The 23,949-nt window shown below is 66.1% G+C and carries 24 protein-coding genes; 6 read left to right on the forward strand and 18 right to left on the reverse strand.

Translation table 11 applies throughout. The annotated features are described in order from the left end of the window. Window positions 1-55 precede the first annotated feature (55 nt). The 3 genes from BMX07_RS21870 to BMX07_RS21880 all read right to left on the reverse strand — a co-directional run bounded on the left by BMX07_RS21870 (window position 56) and on the right by BMX07_RS21880 (window position 3,437). Window positions 56-1,315, reverse strand: a complete 1,260-nt coding sequence (locus tag BMX07_RS21870) for an MFS transporter (protein ID WP_090622504.1) — start codon at window positions 1,313-1,315, stop codon at window positions 56-58. 103 nt (window positions 1,316-1,418) lie between these two features. After that, window positions 1,419-2,399: a 3-isopropylmalate dehydrogenase gene (gene leuB, locus BMX07_RS21875; RefSeq protein WP_090622509.1), complete on the reverse strand. Its 981-nt coding sequence runs from the start codon at window positions 2,397-2,399 to the stop codon at window positions 1,419-1,421. 123 nt (window positions 2,400-2,522) lie between these two features. Next, window positions 2,523-3,437, reverse strand: a complete 915-nt coding sequence (locus BMX07_RS21880; RefSeq protein ID WP_090622512.1) for a DMT family transporter — start codon at window positions 3,435-3,437, stop codon at window positions 2,523-2,525. 202 nt (window positions 3,438-3,639) lie between these two features. On the opposite strand from BMX07_RS21880, the gene BMX07_RS21885 reads away from it, so the two are divergent. Continuing rightward, window positions 3,640-4,029, forward strand: a complete 390-nt coding sequence (locus BMX07_RS21885; RefSeq protein ID WP_090622516.1) for a hypothetical protein — start codon at window positions 3,640-3,642, stop codon at window positions 4,027-4,029. After that, window positions 4,022-6,430, forward strand: a complete 2,409-nt coding sequence (locus BMX07_RS21890; RefSeq protein ID WP_090622519.1) for an NACHT domain-containing protein — start codon at window positions 4,022-4,024, stop codon at window positions 6,428-6,430. Before BMX07_RS21885 ends, BMX07_RS21890 begins: the two co-directional genes overlap by 8 nt. 341 nt (window positions 6,431-6,771) lie before the next feature. Here BMX07_RS21890 and BMX07_RS21895 read toward each other — a convergent pair whose 3' ends face one another. Then, the gene (locus tag BMX07_RS21895; RefSeq protein WP_090622521.1) at window positions 6,772-6,990 is read right to left on the reverse strand and encodes a HalOD1 output domain-containing protein; all 219 of its coding nucleotides are present in this window, start codon (window positions 6,988-6,990) and stop codon (window positions 6,772-6,774) included. Window positions 6,991-7,467: 477 nt separating this feature from the next. Next, complete coding sequence (locus BMX07_RS21910; protein ID WP_090622531.1) at window positions 7,468-8,214, reverse strand: DUF8170 family protein; 747 nt, start codon at window positions 8,212-8,214, stop codon at window positions 7,468-7,470. A 100-nt stretch (window positions 8,215-8,314) separates the two neighbouring features. Between BMX07_RS21910 and BMX07_RS21915 the strand changes: the two genes are divergently transcribed. Continuing rightward, the gene (locus tag BMX07_RS21915) at window positions 8,315-8,788 is read left to right on the forward strand and encodes a hypothetical protein (RefSeq protein ID WP_090622534.1); all 474 of its coding nucleotides are present in this window, start codon (window positions 8,315-8,317) and stop codon (window positions 8,786-8,788) included. Between the two features lie 74 nt (window positions 8,789-8,862). Here the strand turns inward: BMX07_RS21915 and BMX07_RS21920 are convergent, their stop codons facing one another. The 11 genes from BMX07_RS21920 to BMX07_RS21975 form a co-directional block, all read right to left on the reverse strand. Then, a complete protein-coding gene (locus BMX07_RS21920; RefSeq protein ID WP_090622538.1) occupies window positions 8,863-9,081 on the reverse strand; it encodes a HalOD1 output domain-containing protein in 219 nt (72 codons plus the stop codon). Window positions 9,082-9,647: 566 nt separating this feature from the next. Continuing rightward, on the reverse strand, window positions 9,648-10,739 hold the full coding sequence (locus tag BMX07_RS21930) for a molybdopterin-dependent oxidoreductase (RefSeq protein ID WP_090622546.1): 1,092 nt from the start codon (window positions 10,737-10,739) through the stop codon (window positions 9,648-9,650). A 218-nt stretch (window positions 10,740-10,957) separates the two neighbouring features. Next, window positions 10,958-11,299 (reverse strand): 2Fe-2S iron-sulfur cluster-binding protein, encoded by a 342-nt coding sequence (locus BMX07_RS21935; RefSeq protein ID WP_090622549.1) that lies wholly within the window; start codon window positions 11,297-11,299, stop codon window positions 10,958-10,960. A 369-nt stretch (window positions 11,300-11,668) separates the two neighbouring features. Beyond that, on the reverse strand, window positions 11,669-12,070 hold the full coding sequence (locus tag BMX07_RS21940; RefSeq protein WP_090622552.1) for a carboxymuconolactone decarboxylase family protein: 402 nt from the start codon (window positions 12,068-12,070) through the stop codon (window positions 11,669-11,671). A gap of 290 nt (window positions 12,071-12,360) precedes the next feature. Next, window positions 12,361-12,996, reverse strand: coding sequence for a 3-isopropylmalate dehydratase small subunit (leuD, locus tag BMX07_RS21945; RefSeq protein ID WP_090622555.1), 636 nt, complete (start codon window positions 12,994-12,996; stop codon window positions 12,361-12,363). Further along, window positions 12,993-14,414 (reverse strand): 3-isopropylmalate dehydratase large subunit, encoded by a 1,422-nt coding sequence (gene leuC, locus BMX07_RS21950; protein WP_090622559.1) that lies wholly within the window; start codon window positions 14,412-14,414, stop codon window positions 12,993-12,995. The genes leuD and leuC overlap by 4 nt, the downstream gene beginning before the upstream one ends. After that, the gene (locus BMX07_RS21955; RefSeq protein ID WP_090622562.1) at window positions 14,411-14,707 is read right to left on the reverse strand and encodes a DUF7989 family protein; all 297 of its coding nucleotides are present in this window, start codon (window positions 14,705-14,707) and stop codon (window positions 14,411-14,413) included. Before BMX07_RS21955 ends, leuC begins: the two co-directional genes overlap by 4 nt. Before the next feature lie 10 nt (window positions 14,708-14,717). Next, complete coding sequence (ilvC, locus tag BMX07_RS21960) at window positions 14,718-15,773, reverse strand: ketol-acid reductoisomerase (protein ID WP_090622564.1); 1,056 nt, start codon at window positions 15,771-15,773, stop codon at window positions 14,718-14,720. Then, on the reverse strand, window positions 15,766-16,431 hold the full coding sequence (ilvN, locus tag BMX07_RS21965) for an acetolactate synthase small subunit (protein ID WP_090622569.1): 666 nt from the start codon (window positions 16,429-16,431) through the stop codon (window positions 15,766-15,768). The genes ilvC and ilvN overlap by 8 nt, the downstream gene beginning before the upstream one ends. Further along, a complete protein-coding gene (gene ilvB / locus BMX07_RS21970) occupies window positions 16,428-18,242 on the reverse strand; it encodes a biosynthetic-type acetolactate synthase large subunit (RefSeq protein WP_090622573.1) in 1,815 nt (604 codons plus the stop codon). The genes ilvN and ilvB overlap by 4 nt, the downstream gene beginning before the upstream one ends. Before the next feature lie 326 nt (window positions 18,243-18,568). Continuing rightward, a complete protein-coding gene (locus BMX07_RS21975; RefSeq protein WP_449289582.1) occupies window positions 18,569-19,807 on the reverse strand; it encodes a LeuA family protein in 1,239 nt (412 codons plus the stop codon). A 502-nt stretch (window positions 19,808-20,309) separates the two neighbouring features. Between BMX07_RS21975 and BMX07_RS21980 the strand changes: the two genes are divergently transcribed. After that, window positions 20,310-20,765, forward strand: coding sequence for a ferritin-like domain-containing protein (locus BMX07_RS21980; RefSeq protein WP_090622580.1), 456 nt, complete (start codon window positions 20,310-20,312; stop codon window positions 20,763-20,765). Between the two features lie 307 nt (window positions 20,766-21,072). Further along, window positions 21,073-21,363 carry a DUF5779 family protein gene (locus BMX07_RS21985; RefSeq protein WP_090622584.1) on the forward strand — a complete coding sequence of 97 codons (291 nt, stop codon included), beginning with the start codon at window positions 21,073-21,075 and terminating at the stop codon, window positions 21,361-21,363. Window positions 21,364-21,372: 9 nt separating this feature from the next. Here BMX07_RS21985 and BMX07_RS21990 read toward each other — a convergent pair whose 3' ends face one another. Further along, window positions 21,373-22,146 (reverse strand): FkbM family methyltransferase, encoded by a 774-nt coding sequence (locus BMX07_RS21990; protein WP_090622587.1) that lies wholly within the window; start codon window positions 22,144-22,146, stop codon window positions 21,373-21,375. Window positions 22,147-22,362: 216 nt separating this feature from the next. Next, complete coding sequence (locus tag BMX07_RS21995) at window positions 22,363-23,049, reverse strand: VOC family protein (RefSeq protein ID WP_090622590.1); 687 nt, start codon at window positions 23,047-23,049, stop codon at window positions 22,363-22,365. 157 nt (window positions 23,050-23,206) lie between these two features. Here BMX07_RS21995 and BMX07_RS22000 point away from each other — a divergent pair, with 157 nt between their 5' ends. Next, window positions 23,207-23,890, forward strand: a complete 684-nt coding sequence (locus BMX07_RS22000; protein WP_090622594.1) for a hypothetical protein — start codon at window positions 23,207-23,209, stop codon at window positions 23,888-23,890. Window positions 23,891-23,949: the final 59 nt, after the last annotated feature.

Genomic DNA, 23,949 nt, shown 5'->3' on the forward strand with positions numbered 1-23,949 from the left:
ACTCTCCGGCCGTGACCGGTTTCCGCGCCGCTCGGTCGACGCGACGGCGAGCGGCTCAGTCGTCCGCGGCGACGCCGTCCCGAGACCGCCGTCCGGAGCGGCGGTGGAGCGTCCCGCCGATGAGGGCGGCGATCGCGGCACAGGCGGCGACGACGGCGAACAGCGCCGTCGGCATCGACCGCGTCAGGATGAGGCCGGCGAGCGACGAACCGATCGCACCGACGCCGAAAATCGCCGTGTACGTGTAGCCGAAGGAGAGCCCTCTGGCGTCGGCCGGCGTGTAGGTCGAGATCGCTTCCTGGTTGATCGGCGCGATCATGAAGGCGAGGAATCCGAGGACGCCGGCGACGACCAACAGCGGGACGAGTCCCGCGTTCGCCGACGGAACGAACGCGATCGCGACGACGGCCAGGGCGACGTAGCCGCCCAGAAGCACGGTTTCGAGCCGGGCGCGGTCGACGAGCCGCCCGCCGACGTACTGCCCGATCCCGCCGACGAGCAGGAGCCCCGAGTAGACGTACTGGCTGGGTTCGAACGAGCGGCCGACGACCGGGACCGGATCGAACAGCGGCAGGTCAGCGAGGATGTCCGGCAGGAAGGTAAACGTCGCCCGGTAGTAGACGCCGTAGAGGATGCCGATCGCGAAAACGAGGCCGAAGCCGACGGTAAACAGCCGCCGCGAACTGGCGAGAAACGCCGCGAGGCTGTGCGGTCCCTCGCGGGTGGTAGCGGTGCCGTCCGCACCTCGAGCCGAACTCCCCGCGGTTTCGTCGAACTCCAGTCGCGTTCCGACGACTGCCGCGAGCAGGACCGGCACCAGGAGCAGGGCGGCCACGGTTCGCCAGCCGACGAACGCCAGCAGAACGGCCGCGAGCAGCGGCCCGGTCGCGACGCCGACGTTGCCTGCAGCGCCGTGATACGCGAAGGCGGTGCCCCGCTCTTTCGTCCCGCGACTGAGCAGCGCCAGCCCGGCGGGATGGTAGAGGCTCGCCGCCGCTCCCCACAGTAACAACCCGACCGTCAGGATGGCGACGTTCGGCGCGACGGAGACGAGCGCGAAGGCACCGCCCATGCCGAGCAGACAGGCGAGGATCAACCGCTTGGAGCTGAACCGGTCGGCGAGCAGCCCCGTCGGGAGCGCGCCGACGCCGATCAGGGCGTAGCTCGCGCCGACCGCGACGCCGAGAAACGCCGGCGTCGTCGAGAACGCCTCGAGCCAGCCGACGACGAAGATCGGTATCACCAGCTCGTAGGCGTGGAACATCGCGTGGCCGAGCATGGCGAACGCCGTCACGGCCCTGTCGTTTCGATCCATGGTCAGTTCGGCGCACTCGCACTGTCCCCGCCGGCTCGGCGTCCGCGTCGTCTACGTCGTTCGCACCTGCGACGCGCACAGCGGGTACAGCGCTCGAGCGGCCTTACAGCCGGTCGATGACCGCCCTAGTTACGTCCTCGGTCGCGGCGTCGCCGCCGAGATCCGGCGTCCGTGGTCCGTCCTCGAGCGTCGCTTCGACGGCCTCGTGGACGTCGTCGCTCGCCTCGTCGTAGCCGAGGTACTCGAGCAGCATGGCGGCGGAGATGATCGTCGCGGCCGGGTTCGCGACGCCCTCGCCGGCGATGTCGGGGGCGGTGCCGTGGACGGGTTCGAACAGGGCGCGCTCGGGGCCGATGTTCGCCGAGGGGAGCAGGCCCAGCCCGCCGACGAGGCCGGCCGCGAGGTCCGAGAGCACGTCGCCCGCGAGGTTCGGACAGACGACGACGTCGAACTGTTCGGGGTCGAGACAGACTCGCGTCGCAAACGCGTCCATCAGCACTTCGTCCGTCTCGACGTCTCGCTCGTCGGCCACGTCGCGGACGGTATCGCGGAAGAGGCCGTCGGTCTCGCGCATGACGTTGGCCTTGTGGACGATCGTGAAGCCGTCGTGCTCGTCGCCGGCGACGTAGTCGCAGGCGAAATCGGCGAGCCGTTCGGAGGCCGATTCGGTGACGACGCGGGTGAGCGTCGACACGTCCTGATGCAGCCGGTTTTCGTGACCCGCGTAGACCCCCTCGGTGTTCTCGCGGAGGAACACGAGGTCGGTCTCGGGCCGGACGGCGTCGATCCCCGGATACGCCGTCGCGGGTCGAACGTTGACGAACGAATCGACCGCCGTCCGGAGCGGCAGGATCACGTCCGCGGCCGTGTCGCCGGCCGCGCCGAACAGGGTCGCGTCCGCCGACGCCGCGAGGTCGTAGGTCTCCTGTGGCAGCGCCTCGCCGGTCGCTTCCGCGACCGCGTCGCCGGCGTCGGCTTCGACGAACTCGAAGTCGATCTCGAGGGCCTCGAGGACGTCGACCGCGGCGGGTGTCACTTCCTGTCCGATCCCGTCGCCCGGAATGACGGCGATTTCGTGAGTCATGCACTACCATCGTCGGGGGGGCGAAAAGAGGGTATCGATACCGTCACCGATCGATCGCCGTCGTTCCCCATCGGCGGTCGGCGCTCGACCCCGGACCGGCGACCCGGTCTCGCCGGCCGCGGGTCAGGGGCTGCCGACGCCGGTCGAGACCCCCACCGCGTCCGCGATCGCGCGGCGTTTGAGCAGCGCGAAGCCGACGGCGACCAGTCCGAAGCCCGCGACGGTCAGCACGCCGACATCCTCGCCGAGCAGGAAGACGCTGGCGACCGTCGCCACGATCGGCACCAGGTAGCCGATCAGCGCCGCCTCGAACGCGCCGTGTTCCGCGAGCACCCTGAAGTAGATCAGGAAAGCGATGGCGGTCGCGAAGACGCCGAGATAGAGCAGGGCCCCGAGCGAGACGGGACCGATCACGTCGGGGCGGGGGAACTCCCCGGCCGCGAGGCTGACGGTGTGCAAAACGAGGCCGCCGACGAGCATCGACCAGCCGACCAGCGGGAGCCGGTCGATGCTCGGGCCTGCCCGCTGGATCAGGACGCCGCCGAGCGCGACGCTGCAGACCTGGCCGACGATGAGCAATCGCGCGGCGGTATCGCCCGCGAGGAGGTTCCCGGGATCGGGCTGGATCACGAGGCCGACGCCGAGAAAGCCGATCGCCGCGCCGACGGCCCCGAGCGGCGAGAGCCGTTCGCCCAGCAGCGGGATCGCCCACAGCGCGGTGACGATCGGGACCAACCCCTGCAGGATCGCGGCGACGCCGCTGGGAACCGTCTGCTGGCCGAGGAAGAGGAGGCCGTTCCCGCCGACGAGGAACACGCCGCCGCCCGCGACGGCGGCCAGATCGTTCCGCGCGGTCGGCCGCCACTTCTCGACTCGCAGGGCGGCCGCCGTCAACAGCAGGACCGCCGCGATGTCGTACCGGGCTGCCGCGAAGAGCAACGGCGGCAGGTACTCGAGACCGATCGAGATCGCCGGAAAGGAGAACCCCCAGAGCACGGCGAGCACCAGGAAAAGCGACGCATCGAGGGACCGAGACATACCCGTCGTTGGGGGCAGCCGCCGAAGTATCTCGCGATTCCGGGGAAGCCCGCCGCCGTTGCAGGGACGTGGACGACCTCGGCCGAGCGACGAGTCGGTCGCATCACTCGGTCGATCGGACCGCCGTGGCGGCACCCGACACCGAGCGGCCGACATAGGTCATTTCACTGATCTTTATGCGGACCCGCTGCGTGGTTGCGCCATGAGCCACTGGACGGTCATCGTCTTCGATCCAGGCAACCGCGATCCGGACGCCGTCGAAGCGGATCTGCTGGAATCGATTCGAACGGGGGACGACAGTCTCTGTCGAAATCCGGACGATCCCCGGACCTGGCAGGAGTCCGACGGTCGGGTGGGATGGTACCTGCACGGATTCTCGTACGAGGAGACGATCGCCCAGCTCACGGTCCCCTGTCGGCGCGCGCTCGCGATGGACGTCAACGATACCTCGGAAGCGGCCGTCGGCTACCTCTACGAGTGGGTCGACGGCGCGTTCCTGAAGGTGGACACCTACGCCGACAACGAATACGGCCGGGCCTGTCTCGATTACTTCGCCCTCAAGTACGGGATACAGGGGGAGCGCCGTGTCTGATCTCCCCCATCCCGCCCCGGCGCGGGCGCTCGAGCGATTCGCCGACCGCATCGTCGATCGCGGAGCGACGCGCGGCGCCGACCCGGAAGCCACGGTCCGATCGGCCTGTGAGCGCCGGCCGGGGATCGTCCGCGACCAGTTCTCGGTACTCGCGGACGCCCTCCGCGAGGAGCCTCCGGCGACGGCCGACGTCGACCGCGAAGCAGCCGCCAGAATGTGTTACGCGGTACTCGATAGCGTCGGGGAGCCCTGTTTCGAGGTCGTGACCGAAGCCGCATGGGACGCGGTCGACGCCGCGGTTGATGCGCGGGGCGCACCCGGTGCCGTCGGGACGTACGCGCGGGCGACCAGCAGGGCAGTCCCATTTCCGAACGAGTACGTCCCGTCGGACGGACCGGTGACCCCGGACGACGTTCGAGACCGACTCGAGGACCCCGAGTGGCGACGGACCGCGGCGTATCTCTGCGCTCGCCACCACCACGTTCCCGAGGGCTGTGCCGAGACACTCGCAGCGTGTCTGGACGCTGATCCGGCCGGCCGCTGGGCGGCCGCGGCGTTCGACTGGGACGACTCGCGACCGGACGCCGTTGCCGACCGCCTGCTCGCCGCGACCGAGCGCGACGAGGCGTCGGTTCGGGCGGGGGCGATCGGTGCGCTCTGTCACCGGCTCTGGCTGCGAGACGACGTTCCGGACTGGGCCGACGAGGCGATGGACGCGCTTGCAGACGCCCTCACCGACGACGCGGACGTCGTTCGCCTGCGCGCCGGCGGCGTCCTCGACTGTTATCCGTCCTACCTCTACGAGTCGGATCTCTGGGACGGGTTGGATCCAGGCGTTCGTGGCCGACTGGCGCTCGGCAAGATACGACTCGGTCCGGATGCGACGGCCAGCGACGACGGCTCGCCGAGCGGTCGGGGGATCGTCGGCGTGCTCGACCCACCGGACGTCTGGGCGGTCCGTGACGAACTGTTCGACGCCGGCTGGAAGTCGGCCGACGATTCGTCCATGCTCGCTCGCTCAGCGATGGTCGCTCGCTCGGCCATCGCCGACGCGGCCGACGCCGATCCCGACGGGATCGACGATCCGGTCCGGTACGTCGACGCGATACGCGCTCGAGCGGGACCCGACGGTGTCGGCGAACACGAGGCCAGATTGCTTCGGGTGCTGTTCGAGTCCGGCTGTGATGCGGTCGTCGACGCCGTCCCGGAACTCGAGAGCACCCTCGACACCGAGTCGCCGGAGGACGACAGCCGGGAAGCAGCACGGGCACTCGGCGTGATCCGGAACGCCGATCGAGACGCGGTTCCGGTCGGCCGAGAGACGCTCGTCGCCGCCGTCGGTGAGCCGATCGTTCGCGGCTATCTCAAGCCCGAGCGACTGGCCGCGCTCGCGACGATCGATCCGGATGCGGCGACGCCGACGCTCCATGCGGCGTGCGACGACGTCGACGAGTACGGACGCGACGTCGGGAAGGCGATCGAAACGGTCGCGGAGGCGGACCCGACGGTCGTGGCAGCCGTTGGAGACGCGGCAACGGCGGCCGTCGGCGAACTCGACGAGCGGGACCGAGCACGGCCGCTCCGGGGGCTCGCGATCGTCGCGGACCATGATCCCGACGCACTGGCTCCCGATACGGACGCGTTCGTCGATCATCTCGAGTCGATCTATCCGGAAGCGCGGACCGCTGCCGCCCACGTACTGCGACGGGTTGGGCAGGCTCGTCCCAGCGCGGTCCCGGCTGCGGTCGACGCGCTCGTCGAGACCGATCCCGACGCGCCGGGGTGGCCGCTCACACCCATCTCGCGTGACTCGCCGAAACTCGGCCGACGTGCCGTCTCGAACGCCACCTCGACGCTCGAGAACCGCTGGAGCCCGGAGTCATCGCTTTGCTGTAAGACGATCGCGGAAGTCGCCACCGGCGCTCCCGATCTGGGTCGAGAAGGGGCGACAGCACTGGTCGCAGACCCTTCGGACGAGACCGCCCGGGACGAGACCGACATCGGCGCGTTCCTCGGACTCGCGGACCACCAGCCCGCGATCGCGGCCGAAGCAACCGGCGACCTCCTCCGATGGCTCGACGAGGAACCACCGACGGAGCGGGCCCGCGATTCCCTCGAAGAGATCCTCGAACCGGTCGCCGAGGCGGCACCCGATCGCGTCCGCGACGCGATTCTCGCGCAGTACGACACGCCGGACGCGTTCGTCGACGCGGCCCCGTCGGATCCGGAGCATCGCGCCCGTCGGCGACGAGTCGCCTCGAGCGTCGGCCTTGAGCCCAGCGATCCCGTGGCGGCGGACCCAACAGCGATGGATGAGTCGCCGTCAGCGGAGACGAACGACGGGTTTCTCCGAAGACTTCTCGACAGCATCGGTGGTAGCAACGACGCCGACAATCGGTGAGCCGTCTTCCTCCGCGTCCGACATCGCGGCGTTCTCGACGGACGGCAGTTCCTGAGCTTTCGCACGGACTGCATCGGCATTGGACTTCATCAGCGCCGTCGTGTTCCGGACACCCTGCCACGGGAGGGGACGCCGAATCGGCGCGCCCGAATCGCGGATGTCGATATCTTGATCATCGTCCTGCAAGGACCGGCAAGATCACTCGTTTACCGGCGAGAGCGTCGAACAGACGACGGTCACTGCGCCCGAAAAATCACTGCCTCGGACGGGTCGCCGACACGCTGCGCGAACCCGACTCGAGTGAGACGGGTGGTCGTCGAACGATTCCGGTCGGCGATCCGTTACCGATCCCCGTCGATCACCGCCACGTCGTCGGGGTCGGGGCCGATCACGACGCGGTAGTCGCCGTACGCGAAGCGGACCGTGACGTCGCCGTTCGACTCGAGCACGGCGGCCAGCGCCTCGGGATCGACGACCTCGTACAGCGGCGGCAGCGCCGATCGATCGCAACCCTCACGGGCCGCGATACGTGCGAGTGCCGTGGCGAGTGCTGGGTGCATGGTGATCGTCGGGGAGTTCGAAGACCGTCGTCGCGAACGCTGTGCCACAGTCCGGACACGTGACTGGGTCATCGGTCGTCGCGATACGGACATCGGTACCACAGTCACAGTGAATGGTAATTCTCGAGACCATATCTATCGTGATTTACAGGCCCCGACACGGCGGTACACAACCCAGCGAGCGCGTCAGTCACAGCTGCGACTGGTCGGCGGGACGTCGGCACATCTTTATTTCGCCAACGTCAATGGTGGATTGCTCCCGCGTTGCGGGGGCGGCGTATGAGCCGGAGTGCTGGTTGGTCCTGGACACTCCGGCTCGGCGCACTTTCGTGCGCATCTTCGCGGTACGCAACCAATCATAAAGAACGTTAGGATATTGACCGGTTGGGCCGGGGTGTCGCCCCCGGGACGAGCGCAGGACGAGGATTTCTCCGGTCGCGTCGTCGTAATCGTCTCCGGTCGCGTCGACGAAACCGATCACGGAACGGTCGACAGTTGCTCCTCGAGTTCGTCCGTCGTCGTCCACGAGAAGCACCGGTCCAGCGACTCGAGGTGGACGAGGGAATCGGTTATCACGCCGCTGTACGACGGCGTTCGACCGCCGAGTTCGGTCTCCACGTAGGACTCGAGGTCCTGCGTCGAGACGTCCAGTTCGTGGTCGCGCGCGTGGTCGGCGAGCGCAGCGAGTTCCGCGTCGAACTCAGCGGCGTGATACGCCAGTTCGATGGCCCGAGCGCGGATCGCGTCCCGTGTCGTCAGCACGGACTCGTCGTCGTAGCGTTCCTCCCGCGACCGCGGGAAGAGATACGTGCGCTCGAGCAGCGTCGGCCGTTCGACGCGACCGAACTCGGCGACCGCTCCACCGGTGTCGTGCTCGAGAATCAGCGGGATCGACTCCGCATAGAGGGCGTGAAGGAAGAACTTCACTTTGAGAGCCGGGACGTCGGCCGACACGTCGAGGTCGGGCTGGGTGGCGAGCAGGTACGCGTAGGCGTCGTGCCGACGGTTCAGTACGTCGAGCGCCTCGTCGAGACGATACTTGAACGGCGGTTCGTAACTCCCGAGCACGAAGTACGTCGAATGCGGCCCGAAGAGGTGTTCGTGTCGCTCTCGCATGTACGAGAGCAGTCGTTCGCTATCCACCGGGTCGAGGTCGACGCCGTAGAGAACGTCGCTCAGGATGAAGTCCGTGAGTTCGTCGGTGTTCTCCGGTATCTTCGCCATACTAACCAGTATGGTAAAATAGCATTATAACCATACTGGTCTAACTGGGGGAAGTCGAGCCCGTGTACTTATGTGCGCCGCCATCGTACGGTCAGGTACCATGGCCGACATCTCCGCGCAGTCTTCCACTGACCGCGAGGAAAATCCCTTAGAGCGCCAGCGTGAGCTGATGGAACTGCTGTCACAGGAAACTCGACACAGCATCGTTCAGGCGCTGCTGGGGCACCCGAAACACCTCGCGTCGACGGCCGAACTCGACCACTTCGTCCCGAGTAAATCGAAAAAGACCGTCGAAGAGCAACTGGACGTGCTCGTCGACGCGGAGATCCTCGCCCTCTACGAGTATCCCCCGAACAGGGAAAAGCGCGGCTTGCCGTGGAAGTTCTACGGCGTCACCGAGTACGGCGCTGCCGTCCTCGGGGACTTCAACTACCTCGAGGGCGTCCCGATGGCGCGAGCCGTCCATCGGAAGACGCGGAAACCCGAGAAAATCGAGCGACACGAAGCGGCCCCGCGACCGCCCCTCCCGGAACCGGTCCGGGCGACGTTCCGACTCGACGAGGAGACGGACTAACGGCCGGCGCAATCGTCGAGCAACGACGCTCGAGGGAGTCGGGTGGTCGTCGAACGATTCCGATCGCCGATCCGTTACCGAGCCCCGTCGATCACCGTCACCTCGTGCGGTCCGGGACCGATCACGACGCGGTAGTCGCCGTACGCGAAGCGGACGGTGACGTCCCCGTTCGACTCGAGCACGGCGGCCAGCGCCTCGGGATCGACGGCCTCGTACAGCGGCGGCAGGGCCGTCGGAGCACAGCCCTCACGGGCCGCGATACGTGCGAGTGCCGTGACGAGTGCTGGATGCATGGTGATCGTCGGGGAGTTCGAAGACCGTCGTCGCGAACGCTGTGCCACAGTCCGGACACGTAACCGGGTCGTCGGTCGTCGCGATACGGACGTCGGTACCACAATCACAGTGGATGGTAATTCTCGAGACCATGTATTGATCGGTTACAGGCCCCAACACAGCGAAACACAATCCAGCGAACGCGCCGGTCACAGCTACGACTGGTCGGCGGGACGTCGGCACATCTTTATTTCGCCAACGCCAATGGCGGATTGCTCCCGCTTCGCGGGGGCGTAGTCGACGAGCCGGAGTGATAGTTGGTCCTAGGCACTCCGGCTCGGCGCACTTTCGTGCGCATCTGCGCGGTACGCAACCAATCGTAAAGAACGTTAGGATATTGACCGGTTGGGCCGGGGGGTGTCCCTCCCGGGACGAGAGTAGGACGAGGATTTCTCCGGACATTGGCGAGACCGATCACGGGACGTTCGACAGTTGCACCTCGAGTCCGTCCGTCGTCGTCCACGAAACGCGCCGGTCCAGTGACTCGAGGTGGACGCGGGGATCGAGTATCACGCCGCTGTCGACGTCAATCGAATCCGCTGACCAGTGTTACGACCCACTGTGCCGGATCGCCGCGTCGTCGGACGTCCACTCGTTCGACCCACTTGACCCACTGGAACCCCCGGCGACCGGGGGCGACGAGTCGCAGCGGGGCTCCGTGGCCGTGGCTGAGGCGCTCGCCACCGACGTGGGTCGCCAGGAGCGCATCCCGCGCCTCGTCGATCGGGAGGCTCCAGCGGTAGCCGGTGACCGAGACGAACCGAACGAACTGGCCCTCCTCGTCCACACCGGCCGCATCGAGCACGTCGCCGACGCGGAGCCCCCGCCACTGCTGTACCGTATACCACCCGCTGGTGCAGTCCAACAGCGCCTGTCGTTCGGTATCGGCGGACAGGTCCCGGTACTCGAGTTCCAGCGGCGACTCCACCGCTCCGCGGACGGTGAGCGTCCAGTCCGAGAGCTCGACGGGGGCAGGGTCATCGGCGACCCACGCGGTGATCGGAAAACTCTCGTTGCCCGCTCCGTCTCGCGGCTGTGAGCCCGTGAATCGACGGTCCGCGCCGGGCCCGTTCAGGAACCGATTCGCGAACTCCTGCCCGCGATATGCCACTGCGCCGCCGACCAGCAAGACGGTGTACTGGAGGATCGTCCGACGCCGGTCGAAGTCACGCCGTTTCGGAAGCCGAAATCGGGTCGTGAGGTGCCACAGCATGAGCGGAACGAGCACGAGACCGAACCCGACGTGCACGCTCAGGAGGGTCCACTGGGAGAGGCGAACGTCCAGGCCGAACACCCAGCTGATGCCGGTCGCCAGCACGCCGACCACCGAGAGCAGCGTCACGACCGACAGGACGGTCGACGGGACCCACTGCCCGCTGTTCGTGAGCCGATGCCGAACGCGAGCGAGTTTGAAGCCGAGCAAGACGATGAGCGTCAGCCCGGCGATCCGGTGAGCCCAGAACAGCGGCCACCAGGCGACCGATCCGACGGTGAAGGAAACGAGCCCCGAGACGGCCTCGAAACAGACGATCGCGAAGATCGACCAGTCGACGAGCCGCGGCGGTGGCCGCACGAAAGCGGGGGCAGCCTGCAGACCCGCTCCCACTTTCCGTACCATATTCGTACTACGTCGCTCTCCCTCAAATAGTGTCACCGTCAACCACACGCCCGAACTGGCTGTCTGTCTGCTCTTTCTCGAGCGCTCAGTACGCAACCCGTACTGGGCGACCGGACGGCACTCGGAGCGGGCAAGAGAGCGGGGATCGCGTGATGAACCCGCCAAGTCGGGGCAGCGCCGATCTGTCAGGAGAATCTGTGCTCTCACACCGTCTGTATTTAGTCTGGAGACAACTGGCGCGGAAAGACTTGTCCCCAGACGTACTTGTCCAAGAGCCTGACCGTCATCGGTTCCTCGACCTCGAGACAACAGGAGAGTCGTGGATATCCGAACCGAACGGCTGCGGCGTCGTGCCAGTGGGTTGGCTCCGGCGCGGGATCGACCGCAACGGTACAGGTCGAACAGAGCCCCCGTCCACCGCAGTTGGCGTACTGTGACAGCGTTCCGTAGACCGGCAGGTCGTGCTCGAGCAACGCATCCCGGAGGTTTGCGCCGGATTCGACCGCAATCGTTGTTTCCTCGTCACCGGTGATGACCCGAACCGGAATTCCCTCGTCCATGGCGTTCAGTGTGTTCTCATACTACGTGGTTCTACCGGGGAGGCCGCACTGGAAGACCACGACACAAAGTCGTCCCGAAGCCTCCCGAGACCCAGCGGTCGCCGCGCTACAGAGCCTTCACCTCTCGAGTAGGCGCGGGGGTTCGGCCAGATACTTCGCAGCCACCAACTACTCGATGGGCACCGCGCGTCCTGTACTGAACGATCACCACCGTCGCAAATCGAACCGAATTTCGTGCTACGTTCGCGCCCGATAGTCAGCAGCGCCGTCCCAAACTTCTGTCCCCCTGTCAGTGCTGGACCGCCCAGCACAACGGAAAAATGTCGCAGCCCGATCGCGACAAGAGGACTGGTCCCTCTGTCGGTCGGATCAGTCGTCTGCTGTTGGCGCTTCTTGTTCTTCGATGTACTCGACGATTTCGTCCGTTTCGGCGACGAACTCGTCGTGGTCAACCTCGTTCCCGTGCAGGATCGTCGAGAAGTACCGAGTGACACCGGCCAGATTTATCGTCTCTTCGAGTTCGTCTTCGGACACCTCCGCCAACCGCGCTTCCTCTTTGTGGAAGTACGTGCAGTAAGGACACTGCATCGCGGCTGCGGCGCTCACCTCGACGAGCGCTTTTTCCCGTTTGGATAGGTTGGTCTCCCCGAGGCCGAGATCCCGGAAGATCCCCCAACTGTGGTCGCTCGCCGGCTCCGCGAGATGCTCCATCCAGCTGGGCACCTGCCCGAGATGCTCTTCCATCTCCTGTTGTGTTTGCTTCGTTGCCATGGTTTCTCGTCCCCCCGCTCTCCGTTGCGAACGGTACGTTGCGCTCAATACTGTGACCGCTGGTATCGAGCACCATGCTACCCACCACGATATATTATTTATAATTATTCGGCGAGAATAATTCATAACTCGTTCCGAATATTTGCCGCGCGATTCAGTTGAGCACCTACCCACACGATGTGTGGGGTTCCCACACCAGGAAGAGCTGCACTCTCTCAAGGATAGACGATTCCGGATACTCGAGCAGCCAGCTCGACGAAAACCGCACTCGAGCGGGTCGAGAGACGAGGCTATTCGGCTTCCGGGATCGCCGCGTCGTCGACGTAGGGCAGTTCTCGAGCCGTCTCTCGGACTGCGCCGGCGTTGGACTTCATCAGCGCCGTCGTGTCCCAGACGCCGTCGACGAGGGCCTTGCGCTGGGCGTCGTCGACGGTGACGTCGATGGTTCGATCGCCGTAGGTGACCGTCTCGGCCTCGACGTCGATGTCGATCTCGCCGTCGGGGTGTTCGTCCACCCACTCCTGCAGGTCCTCGATCGTCTCGCTGTCGGCCGTAACGGTCGGAATACCGAGTGCCAGACAGTTGCCCGCGAAGATCTCGGCGAAGCTCTCGCCGATGATCGCGTCGATCCCCCAGCGCATCAGGGCCTGGGGTGCGTGCTCGCGCGAGGAGCCACACCCGAAGTTCGAGTTGACGACCATCACCGAGGAGTCCTGAAACCGGTCCTCGTTGAACGGGTGCTCCTTCTGGTTGTCGTCGTCGTCGAACCGCAGGTCGAAGAACGCGAACTCGCCCAGCCCGTCGAAGGTGACGACCTTCATGAACCGCGCGGGGATGATCTGGTCGGTGTCGATGTCGTTGCCCCGAATCGGGACGCCCGAACCGGAAACGGAGTTGACCTCCGGAATCTCGACGTCGTCCGTCATGCGAGGTTCACCTCCTTCAGCTCGCGCACGTCAGAGACTTCGCCGGTGATCGCTGCCGCCGCGACCATCCGCGGGTTCATCAGGACGGTCCGCCCGTCCTTACTCCCTTGGCGGCCGACGAAGTTCCGGTTCGAGGAGGAGGCGCAGGCCTCGTCGCCCTCGAGTTGGTCCTCGTTCATGCCCAGACACATCGAACAGCCGGCGTTTCGCCACTCGAAGCCGGCTTCCTCGAAGGTGTCCTTGAGACCTTCCTCCTCGGCGGCTTTCTGGACCCGCTGGCTGCCGGGGACGACCATCGCGCGGACGTCGTCGTCGACCTCCCGCCCCTCGACGATTCGGGCCGCGCGTCGCAGGTCCGGCAGGCGAGCGTTCGTACAGGAGCCGAGGAAGGCCACGTCGATATCGTAGCCCTCCATCGAGTCGCCGGCCTCGACGCGCATGTGCTCCTGCGCGCGTCGGGCAGTATCCTGCTTGTCTTCGGCCAGATCCTCGGGTGCCGGGATCGGCTCCGTGACGCCGACGCCCTGGCCGGGTGTGGTGCCCCAGGTGACGACCGGCTCGAGTTCGTTCGCGTCGATGTGGACGACGTCGTCGTATTCGGCGTCCGCGTCGGAGCGGATGGACTCCCAGTAGGGCTTGAGTTCGTCGAATTTTTCCGGATTCTCCTGGAAGTAGTCGGTCTCCGCGAGCCACTCGTAGGTGGTCTCGTCGGGGTTGACGTAGCCCGCGCGAGCGCCGCCCTCGATGGACATGTTACAGATCGACATCCGACCCTCCATCCCCAGCGACTCGATGGCCTCGCCGGCGTACTCGTAGACGTAGCCGACGCCGCCCTCGGTGCCGAGTCGGCGGATGATCTCGAGGATGACGTCTTTCGCCTCGACGCCGTCGCCGAGTTCGCCGTCGACCTGGATCTTGCGGACCTTCTGTTTCTCCATCGCGACGGTACCCGTCGCGAGCACGTCGCGGATCTGGGAGGTCCCGATGCCGAAGGCGAGCGCGCCGAAGGCACCGTGCGTCGAGGTGTGGGAGTCCCCACAGACGATCGTCTTCCCGGGCTGGGTGATCCCCTGCTCCGGTCCGATGACGTGGACGATCCCCTGATCCCCCGTCGTCGGGTCCGAGAACGCGATGCCCGCCTCGCGGACGTTCTCCTCGAGTTCGGCCATCATCTCCTCGGCCGCGTCCTCCTCGTAGGGGCGGGACTGGTCGGCCGTCGGGACGATGTGGTCGACCGTCGCGTGGGTCAGTTCGGGGTAGGCGACCTCGAGGTCGCGCTCGCGGAGCATCCCGAACGCCTGCGGGCTGGTCACCTCGTGGATGAGGTGAAGCCCGACGAACAGCTGGTCCTGTCCGGTGGGCAGCGTGGTGACCTTGTGTCGATCCCAGACCTTGTCGTACAGTGTGCCCGTACTCATTCCTCTTCCTCTACGACCGTGTCGGTGTCCGATCGTCGTCCGTGTTCGGTCCCTCGCTCGAAGACGCGGTTCGCGTCGTCGGCTTCCTTCGGCGGCGTGTGGTCGACGTCGCGCATCGTTCCCTTGCCCTCGGAGTCAGGACGCTCGTCCTCGTCGGTCGCCGTCGTGTCCGGCGTCCCGCCGTCGGCCGCGACGATCGGTCCGCGGTTGAACAGCCGGCCGGCCGTTTCTCCTGTGTAGGGGTTGGTGTGGCTAACGTCGCCCATCGTGTCCGTGTTGTCGTGTTCTGTCATGGGTTCGCTCTCAGTCGTCCGCCTGCACCTGGACGGACTCGTCTTCGTTCTCGGTCTCCTGGTCCTCCGCCCACGCGAACAGGTCGCGCAGTCGCTCGCCGACGTCCTCGATCTCGTGGTTCTTCTCGGCCTCCCGAAGCTGGTTGTAGCTCGGCCGACCCGCCTGGTTCTCGAGGATCCACTCGCGGGTGAACTCGCCGTTCTGAATCTCCTCGAGGGTCTCCTCCATGTTTTCGCGGACGTGTTCGTCGACGATGCGGTCTCCGCGGCTCAGCCCGCCGTATTCGGCGGTGTCGGAGACGGAGTCCCACATCTCGGCGTGACCGCCTTCGTACATCAGATCGACGATCAGCTTGAGCTCGTTGAGACACTCGAAGTAGGCGATCTCGGGCGAGTAGCCGGCGTCGACCAGCGTCTCGTAGCCGTGCTTGACCAGCGAGGTGACGCCGCCACAGAGGACGGCCTGCTCGCCGAAGAGGTCGGACTCGACCTCCTCCTGAAACGTCGTCTCGATGACGCCCGCACGGGTACAGCCGATCCCCTTCGCGTAGGCGAGCGCGCGGTCCTCGGCGTCGCCCGTCGTGTCCTGGTAGATCGCCAGCAGCCCGGGCGTCCCCTCGTCGTTCTCGAAGTTCCGTCGGACGAGGTGGCCCGGGCTCTTGGGCGCGACCATCGTCACGTCGACGTTCTCCGGCGGCTCGATCTGGTTGTAGTGGATGTTCAGCCCGTGGGCGAACTGGAGCGTGTCGCCGGCCTCGAGGTTGGGCTCGATGGCGTTCTCGTAGACCGACGCCTGGACGGTGTCGGGAACGAGCACGGAGACGTACGAGGCCTGCGCGACCGCGTCGGCCGGCGTCGCGACCGTCAGCCCGTCCGCCTCGGCGGCGTCTCGCGAGGCCGAGTCCTCGCGCAGGCCGACGACCACGTCGACCCCACTGTCGTGGAGGCTCAGCGCGTGAGCGTGGCCCTGGCTCCCGTAGCCGAGCACGGCTACAGTCTCGTCGTCGAGCGTCGATACGTCAGCGTCGTCGTCGTAGTAGATGTCGGTGGTGAAGTCGTCAGTCATCGTCTGCTGGATTGGTATGTTGGAGGTCGCGGTTCGCCTCGTCGGCGGTCTGTGCTGTCGAATCGGTCGCAGCCGTCCGGTCGGTGCCGCGGGCCAGCGCCGTCGTCCCCGTTCGGGAGATCTCCAGGATTCCGAACTGACTGAAGGTGTCGATCGCGGCCTCGATCTTCCGGCGCGCACCGGTCACTTCGATCGTCGCCGTCTCCGGACTCGAGTCGACGGTCTTGCCGTCGTACATGTCCGCGACGGCGGCGACCTGATCGGGACGCTCGGCGCGTACCTTGATCAGCGCCAGTTCCCGACGCATCGCGTCGGGCTCGAGTTCGCGCACGGAGACGACCGGCACGAGCTTGCGGAGCTGTTTCTCGACCTGATCGATCCCCGGATCGGGCTCCTCGACGACGATCGTGATCCGCGCGCGATCCTCGTTCGCCGTGGGGCCGACGGTCAGGCTCTCGATGTTGAACTGCCGCCGCGAGAACAGTCCCGAGACGTCGGAGAGCACGCCGGGCTCGTGTGCGACCAGCGCCGAGATGACGGTGCGCCGGGGCTCGTGTGTCGCTTCGACCTCGGGGTCGATGCGGATGCCCTGCTTGTTGCGCCGTCCCGCGGGGGTCGGTCGCTCCTCGGGAGTCGGTCCGTCGAGTCCGCGCTTCATAGCTGGTCCTCCGCCAGCGCGAACTGGCCGTTGTCGCCGCCACTCGGCACCATCGGGTAGACGTTGGCGTCGGGATCGATGTGGACGTCGATCACCGATGGACCGTCGTAGGCGATCGCCTCGTCGATCGTCTCGGCGACGTCGTCGTAGTCGTCGATCCGGAAGCCGGACGCGCCGAACGCTTCGGCGAGTTTGTCGAACTCCGGCATCCAGCCGTAGTCCGACGCGGAGTGGCGGCCGTCGAAGAAGGCGTCCTGCCACTGTCGGACCATGCCGATGTACTCGTTGTTGAGCACGGCGACGGTGATGTCGAGTTCCTCGCGGACGGCGACCGACAGCCCCTGTAACGTCATCAGGAACGAGCCGTCGCCGTCGATGCAGACGACCTCCTGATCGTCGTCGGCCGCGAGCCGCGCGCCGATCGCCGAGGGCAGCCCGTAGCCCATCGTCCCGAGGCCGTGACTCGAGACCCAAGTGCGGGGCTCGGTAAACGTCCAGTACTGGCAGGCCCACATCTGGTGTTGACCGACGCCGGTCGTGACGATCGCCCGATCGCTCGTGGCCTCGTCCAGCGCCTCGACGACGAACTCCGGCTGGACCGGCTCGTCCTCGGGTGCGTCGTAGGCCATCGAGTAGTCGGACTTCCACTGCTGGCACTGGGCGCGCCACTTCTTCGCCTCCGGCGAGGCGTCGACGGCCGCGGCCAGTTGCTCGACGACCGTCTCGGCGTCGCCGACCAGCGGGTAGTCCGCGTGGATGTTCTTCGAGATCTCGGCCGGATCGATGTCGATGTGAATGAGCTCCGCCTCGGGCGCGAAGGTCTCGATGCCGCCGGTCAGCCGGTCGTCGAACCGGGTTCCGATCCCGATCAGCGTGTCGCAGTGGGTGATCGCCATGTTGGCGTACCCGGTGCCGTGCATCCCCGCCATCTCGAGGGACAGCTCGTGATCCTCGGGGAACGCGCCGAGGCCGGGCATCGTGGTGATGACCGGGATTTCGTGTTCCATGGCGAACTCGCGGCAGGCCTCGCTGGCCTCGCCTTTGATGATGCCGCCGCCGAGCAATATGACGGGCCGGGCGGCGTTCTCGATCCGCTCGGCCGCGGCCGCGACGATCTCAGGCTCGGCTCGCTCCTGCACCTCGTAGGTGTCCGGAACTGCGGGGGCGTCGGGCTCGCGATCGGTCTCGCCGTTCGTGACGTCTTTCGGCAGGTCGACCAGGGTCGGTCCCGGCCGTCCCTCGCGGGCGAGCGCGAACGCCTCGCTGACGTCGCTGCCGACGCGGTCCGAGTCGCTCGCGAACGTGTTGTCCTTCGTGATCGGCGTCGTGACGCCGGTGGTGTCGGTCTCCTGGAAGGCGTCGTTGCCGACGAAGTCGGTCGCAACTTGGCCGGTCAGTGCGACCAGCGGGTCCGAGTCCATGTCGGCGTCCGCGATGCCGGTGACCAGGTTGGTCGCGCCCGGCCCCGAGGTCGCGAGGCAGATGCCCGGTTCGCCCGAGACGATTCCGTAGGCATCGGCCGCGTGGGCCGCGCCTTGCTCGTGCGCCATCGTCACGTGACGAATGTCCGAGTCGTAGAGCGCGTCGTAGACGGGCATGATCGCCCCGCCCTGCACGCCGAAGGCGTACTCGACGCCCGCGTTCTCCAACGCGCGGACGACGGACTCGGCACCCGTGGTGACGGGGTCGGTCGGCTCGGCGTCGATCGTCGCGTCGTCCTCGGCGGCCGCGTCGGGCGCGGCACCGTCGGTGAGCTGGTCGTCGTCCTGTTCCTCTTCCGCTGGCGAAATCTTTGCTGCGCGTTCGCTCATCGGTTGCCTCCCGCCGTTGGCTGGCGATCGGGTGGTGTACGGTAGTGTGTCATCTGGGGGGTTGCTGATCGCTCGGAGAACGATGCGGCGAATTCGGGTCTGAAGCGACGAAGTACTATATGAGGGGCTATACTGCCCCTACAATACGAATCGAATCGAACGCGCTGCTGTCGACCGCCTGGGCGGATGCCGACAGGGAAGCGCGGACCGTCATTACTGTCTACGTAGCTTCCTCGAGGGATATAATCCTTACGAGTGACCCGGGTCCGATCGTTCGAACGCGATAGCCGAGGCTCGCGAACGGTGGCAAACGGGGAGGACATCCCTCAGACGCGCACCTCCTCCTCCTCGTGCTGACGCTCGACGTCGGCCTCCTCGGCGAAGCGCTCGAGGTCGTCGACGGTGACTCGGCGTTTCTCGGCCCCGTAGTCCTTGACGCGGCGGGTGACCGCGCGGACCTGGTCGTCGGTGGGGTCGAACCCGCACTCGACGAGCCGCTCGCGGACCGAGTGAGTCCCGGTGTGTTTCCCCATGACCAGTCGGCGTTCGGCACCGACCATCTCCGGGGTCATGACGCCGGGTTCGAAGGTATCGGAGTTCTCGATGACGCCGGCGGCGTGGATACCGCTCTCGTGGGAGAAGGCGTTGGCACCGACGATGGGCTTGTTGCCCGGCGTGTCCATGCCGCTTTTCTCCTCGACGACGTTCGAGAGCTCGGCGATGCGCGTCGTGTCGATACCAGTATCGCACTGGTAGAGCGACTCGACGGCCATCACGTACTCCTCGTAGGCGGCGTTGCCGGCCCGCTCGCCGATCGAGTTGACCGACACCTGCGCCTGCGCTGCGCCCGCTTCGATCCCGGCCAAGGCGTTGGCGGTGGCCAGCCCGAAGTCGTCGTGGGTGTGGACGTCGATCCGCGCGTCGGTGTGGGCACAGACCTTCTCGATCATGGCCCGGAATCGGGTCGGCGTGGCGACGCCGCAGGTGTCGGGAATATTGATCCAGTCGGTTCCCGCCTCGGTGACCGCTTCGATCACCTCGATCAGGTACGCCTCGTCGGTCCGAGTCGCATCCATCGGCGAGAACATGCAGGTCGCACCCGCCTCTTTGATGCGTTCGACCGACTCGACTGCGCGCTGTACGACTTCCTCCCGGGTGGCGTGCATCGAATCCTCGATCTGGACGTCGCTGGTGCTGACGAACGTGTGCACCATTTCGACGCCGGAATCGAGTGCGGCTTCGATGTCTCCGTCGACGACGCGGGCCAGGCCGCAGGTCGTCGAACTGGTCGCCGAAGCGATATCACGAACGGCCTCGAACTCCGCGTCGGAGTTGACGGGGAACCCGGCCTCGATGACGTGGGTTCCCATCTCGTCCAGAATGGACGCGATCTGCCGTTTATCGTCGTAGGAGAACGAAGTTCCGGGTGACTGCTCGCCGTCCCGGAGGGTCGTATCGAAGACACGTGCTGACTCTATTTCGTCAGTGGAATCTAACGTGCCCTGGAAGAACTCGACCCCCCTGATTGGTATCAGAGGATGGGCTGTCTTGTGAAGACATTGTATCTGAACCCGACGTGCGACGATGTATATAAAACTACCGCTGCAGGGGACTCCGCTCGACGGCCTGCTCTATAATTATCGTTCGTGTTTATCCGAAAACCGCAAGACTGCGACGACCTATTATCTGACCCTACATCCTAATACAGTATAGGCCAGCGCCGAGCGACCGGCCCGATACGCCGGAATCGACCGCCGATTGTCGGCCGTTCGCTCCCGCTCGACACCCTCGAGCGCTGGCGCGCGGTCGCCGGTCGACGTTCGGTCAGTGCGGGCGACCAACTGCAGACCGAAGTGTACACTCTGTGATTGCGGCGACCATTTCTTCACGAGCGTTCATTTTATCCCGGGGAGTCACACAGAGCCGCATGGATACGAGTGCGAGCGACGATTTCGACTATTCGCGACTCTCCGCTCGAGGACCGGAGCGGAATCGACCGAAGACACTGACGATCGAGGCGAGCGCGCGTGTCAACACTTTATGTGTGGTCGTGATAGGACGGTGCGCATGACGACAGACGAGATCACCGACCTGCTGACCGGCGCGTACGTCGACGAACACGAGACGGTGATGAACTACCAGACCAACGCGATCGTCCTCGACGGAATCCACGCCGAGGAGGTGAAGGCGAGCCTCGAGGAGGATATTCAGGAGGAACTCGACCACGCGCAGATGCTCGGCGAGCGGTTGAAGCAACTCGACGAGTCCCCGCCCGGGTCCGAGGGGTTCGAGGCCACCCAGCACAGCCTCCAGCCACCCGAGGACACGACGGACGTCCAGTCGGTCATCGAGGGCGTCCTCGCGGCCGAGGAGGACGCCATCGAGACCTACCGGTCCCTGATCGAGGCCGCGACCGAGGCGAACGATCCCGTTACGGAGGACGTGGCGGTGACGATTCTCACCGACGAGGAGGCCCACCGCACCGAGTTCCGCGGGTTCCAGAAGGAGTTCCCCATGGACTGAGTATGTGATAGCAACCGCGAGCGGACCGACGACCGATGTGGAGAGCGCGGCGCTACGCGCCGCGATCAGGCAAACGGCGAAGCCGTGAGCCAGGCTCGCGTAGCGAGCCGAAACGGAAAGAGGAGTGCTTTTGATCGACCGTTTGCCGAGGGACGCCGTGCTGTGTGGCGTAGCCACCAGCACGGCAGACCGTCGTTCGAGACGGCTCCGCCGTCTCGTGATCACGAAAGACGCAACGCGTCTTTCGAACGACAGAGCAAACGGTCGGAGGCGAACGTTTTTCTCGCCCCGGTTCGACCCACCCGGTATGAGCGACTTCGACCTCGACCTTCGGGCCGTCGAGGAGCACATCGACGACGAACTCGAGCTCGAGGGCAGTATCGTCCTCGGGGTCCTCGACGGGGAGACGCCGGCCGACGAGTGGCTCGAAGGAATCTCGAAGGGGAACGTACTGATCCTGAACGTCGACGGCGACGTCAACGAACTGGCGTCCGGGTTCGCGCGGGACGTGAAGGAATCGGGCGGCAACCTCGTCCACTTCCGGGGCTTTCTGGTCGTCACGCCGCCGGGTGTGGACGTGAGTACGGAACGACTGTAGTGACGGGCCCTATTTCGTTCCCATCACGTGGAGTTCGTTCTCCCGGTCCGCTAGCGCAGTAATCGAAAAGCCGGCGGACGTAAGCGTCTCGAGGACGTCGTCGACGCTCGACCCGAAGTCTTCGACCGAGGTGCGCGACGCTTTCGGTCGATGGATCTCGCAGAACACGGCCCGGCAGCCGTCCGTGCGAAGCGTTTCTTCCAGTCCATCGAGCACGAGCGGTTCGGCCCCCTCGACATCGATCTTGACGACGTTCGGAACCCCCAGCTCGTCCGCGACTGCATCGCCCCGCTTCGTGGTCGCAGTGAGTGGCCCGTCGTGTGCGGATCCGAGCGTCTCCTCGGTCATCGTGATCGATCCCTCGGAATCCGACAGCGCGTACTGCTGGACGCGAACGGAGAGATCGTTGCGGAACGCGTTCGTCCGGATTCGGTCGCAGAGCACGGGGACCGGTTCGAACGCGACGACGTCCGTCTCCGCGTGGGCGGCCGCAAAGCAGGAGTAAAACCCGAGGTTTGCGCCGACGTCCCAGACGGTATCCCCGTCGTCGAGTTCGGCGAGGAACGCGTCGAGCATCGTTCGTTCGGCCAAGTGAAAGTAATTCAGCGAATCCGAACTTCGGCCCTCGGTCACGAAGGTGACTGCGGTCCCGTTCTGACTCATCGTTCGCTTGCCTCGGACGCGTCCAGCGTACACGTCGAACCGGCGTTTGCCGTACGAAATCGCTCGAGACGTGAACTCGAGCCCGTCACTGAGGACCCGTCCGATAGTGGTGGCAGACATCTGTGGACCCCGCCGTGATCTATCTTCCTCCTTTGTGCACGTCGTAGTTACAATTTATTCACGGGTACTGTACAACTAGCATACGGTGACGTACTCGAGTCGCATAGTTACCGCCGGCGGTATCGATCTCGCATCGGACTCCCGTTCGACGGGCGGAGCCCGTCAGGTCGTGTTCGTCGCTGCTGACGGACCGATCTGTCGAGTTCGTCGACCACGTCACGACGACGTGAACGTCAGGACGTGTCCGTCTGGATCGCGAACCACGACTTCTCCGTCCGATTCCCGGTCGACCGCTCGAACGCGGTCGCGAACGGCCTCGAGCGCTGCATTCGGATCGTCCGTCTCGAACCCGAGGTCGACGTGGACGCCGCCGCGGGCGTCCGCGATGCCCAGGTGGGGCTCCCAGAGCTCGAGCGCCATCGGTCCCTGGAGCCGCACGCGCGTGCGGTCGTCGCCCTCGTCGACGGTCGCGAAGCCGAGGTCCTCGTAGAACTCCCGAGCGCGGTCGAGGTCCTCGACCTCGAGAACGACTTCGAAGATCCCGTCGATTCCGGGTCCGGCCACGTCCTGCTGGCCGAGTTCGACGCAGTTGCCGTCGGGATCGTACAGGTACAGCGACCGCGCGGGGCCGAACTGCGCCTCCTCGAGGTCGTACTCGTCGCCGAGTCGGTCCCACCAGTCGTCGTACTCGCCCTCGGGGATCGAGAACGCGTAGTGGGTGTGGAGCCCGCCGCGCGGAAATCCGGCCGGCCGGCGGAGCAGGAGATCGGTTTCGCCGGCCGCGAAGACGAGTTCGTCCGCCCGCCGCTCGCGGACGGTCAGTCCCAGCCGTTCCTCGTAGAACTCCCTCGCCGGCTCGAGGTACTTGGCCTCGAGCGCCAGCCAGGCCAGCCCGGTTACCATGCGCGACCGTACGCGGAGGGGACGCATAGAAGCGTCGCCGATCCCGTCGCCGGAGGCGACAGGTCTCGCGCAGCCGCCCTCGGTCAGGTGAAACAACGTGGAACTCCCGAGAAATCGTTTACCCAGGCTTATGGGGTTACGTCTCGTAACCTATGGCATGGCTTCACGTGTCGACGAGCGGCCGAGCAGTTTCGAGGAGATCGACCGATTCGACGGCGGCGTCGGCTGGATCGCCTATCCCGAGGAAACGATGGGACGCGCCAGTCACGCCCTCGAGATCGACGGTGACGTCTGGGTTCTCGACCCCGTCGACGCCGACGGGATCGACGAACTCTTCGCGGAGTTCGGCGACGTCGCGGGCGTCGTCGTCATGCTCGACCGACACAAACGCGACGCCGCTGCCGTCGCGGACCGCCACGACGTCCCGGTCTACCTCCCCGAGTTCTTCGAGGGAGTCACCGAGGAACTCGACGCGCCGGTCGCCCGGTTCGACGACGAACTCTCCGATACCGGGCTACAGGCGTTTCCCGTGGTCGACAACCGCTTCTGGCAGGAAGTCGCGCTCTACGACCCGACCGACGGCACGCTCGTCGTTCCCGAAACGGTAGGGACGGTCGACTACTTCCTGGCCGGCGACGAGCACCTCGGCGTCCACCCCATGTTGCGACTGAACCCCCCGCGGGCGGCCCTCCGTGGCGTCGCCCCCGAACGCGTGCTCGTCGGCCACGGCTCCGGTATCATGGAGGGTGCATCGCAGACGCTCGAGGACGCGCTCGCCGGCTCCCGCAAGCGGACGCCGCGGCTGTACGGGGGGATCGTCCGGGACCTGCTTCCCGTCTGAAGCGAGTGCGACCGGCTCCGACTCGCACCGCTGGTGGGCATACATCTAACTACTATCCA

This window comes from Natrinema salaciae (assembly GCF_900110865.1).
GTDB classification, from domain to species: domain Archaea; phylum Halobacteriota; class Halobacteria; order Halobacteriales; family Natrialbaceae; genus Natrinema; species Natrinema salaciae.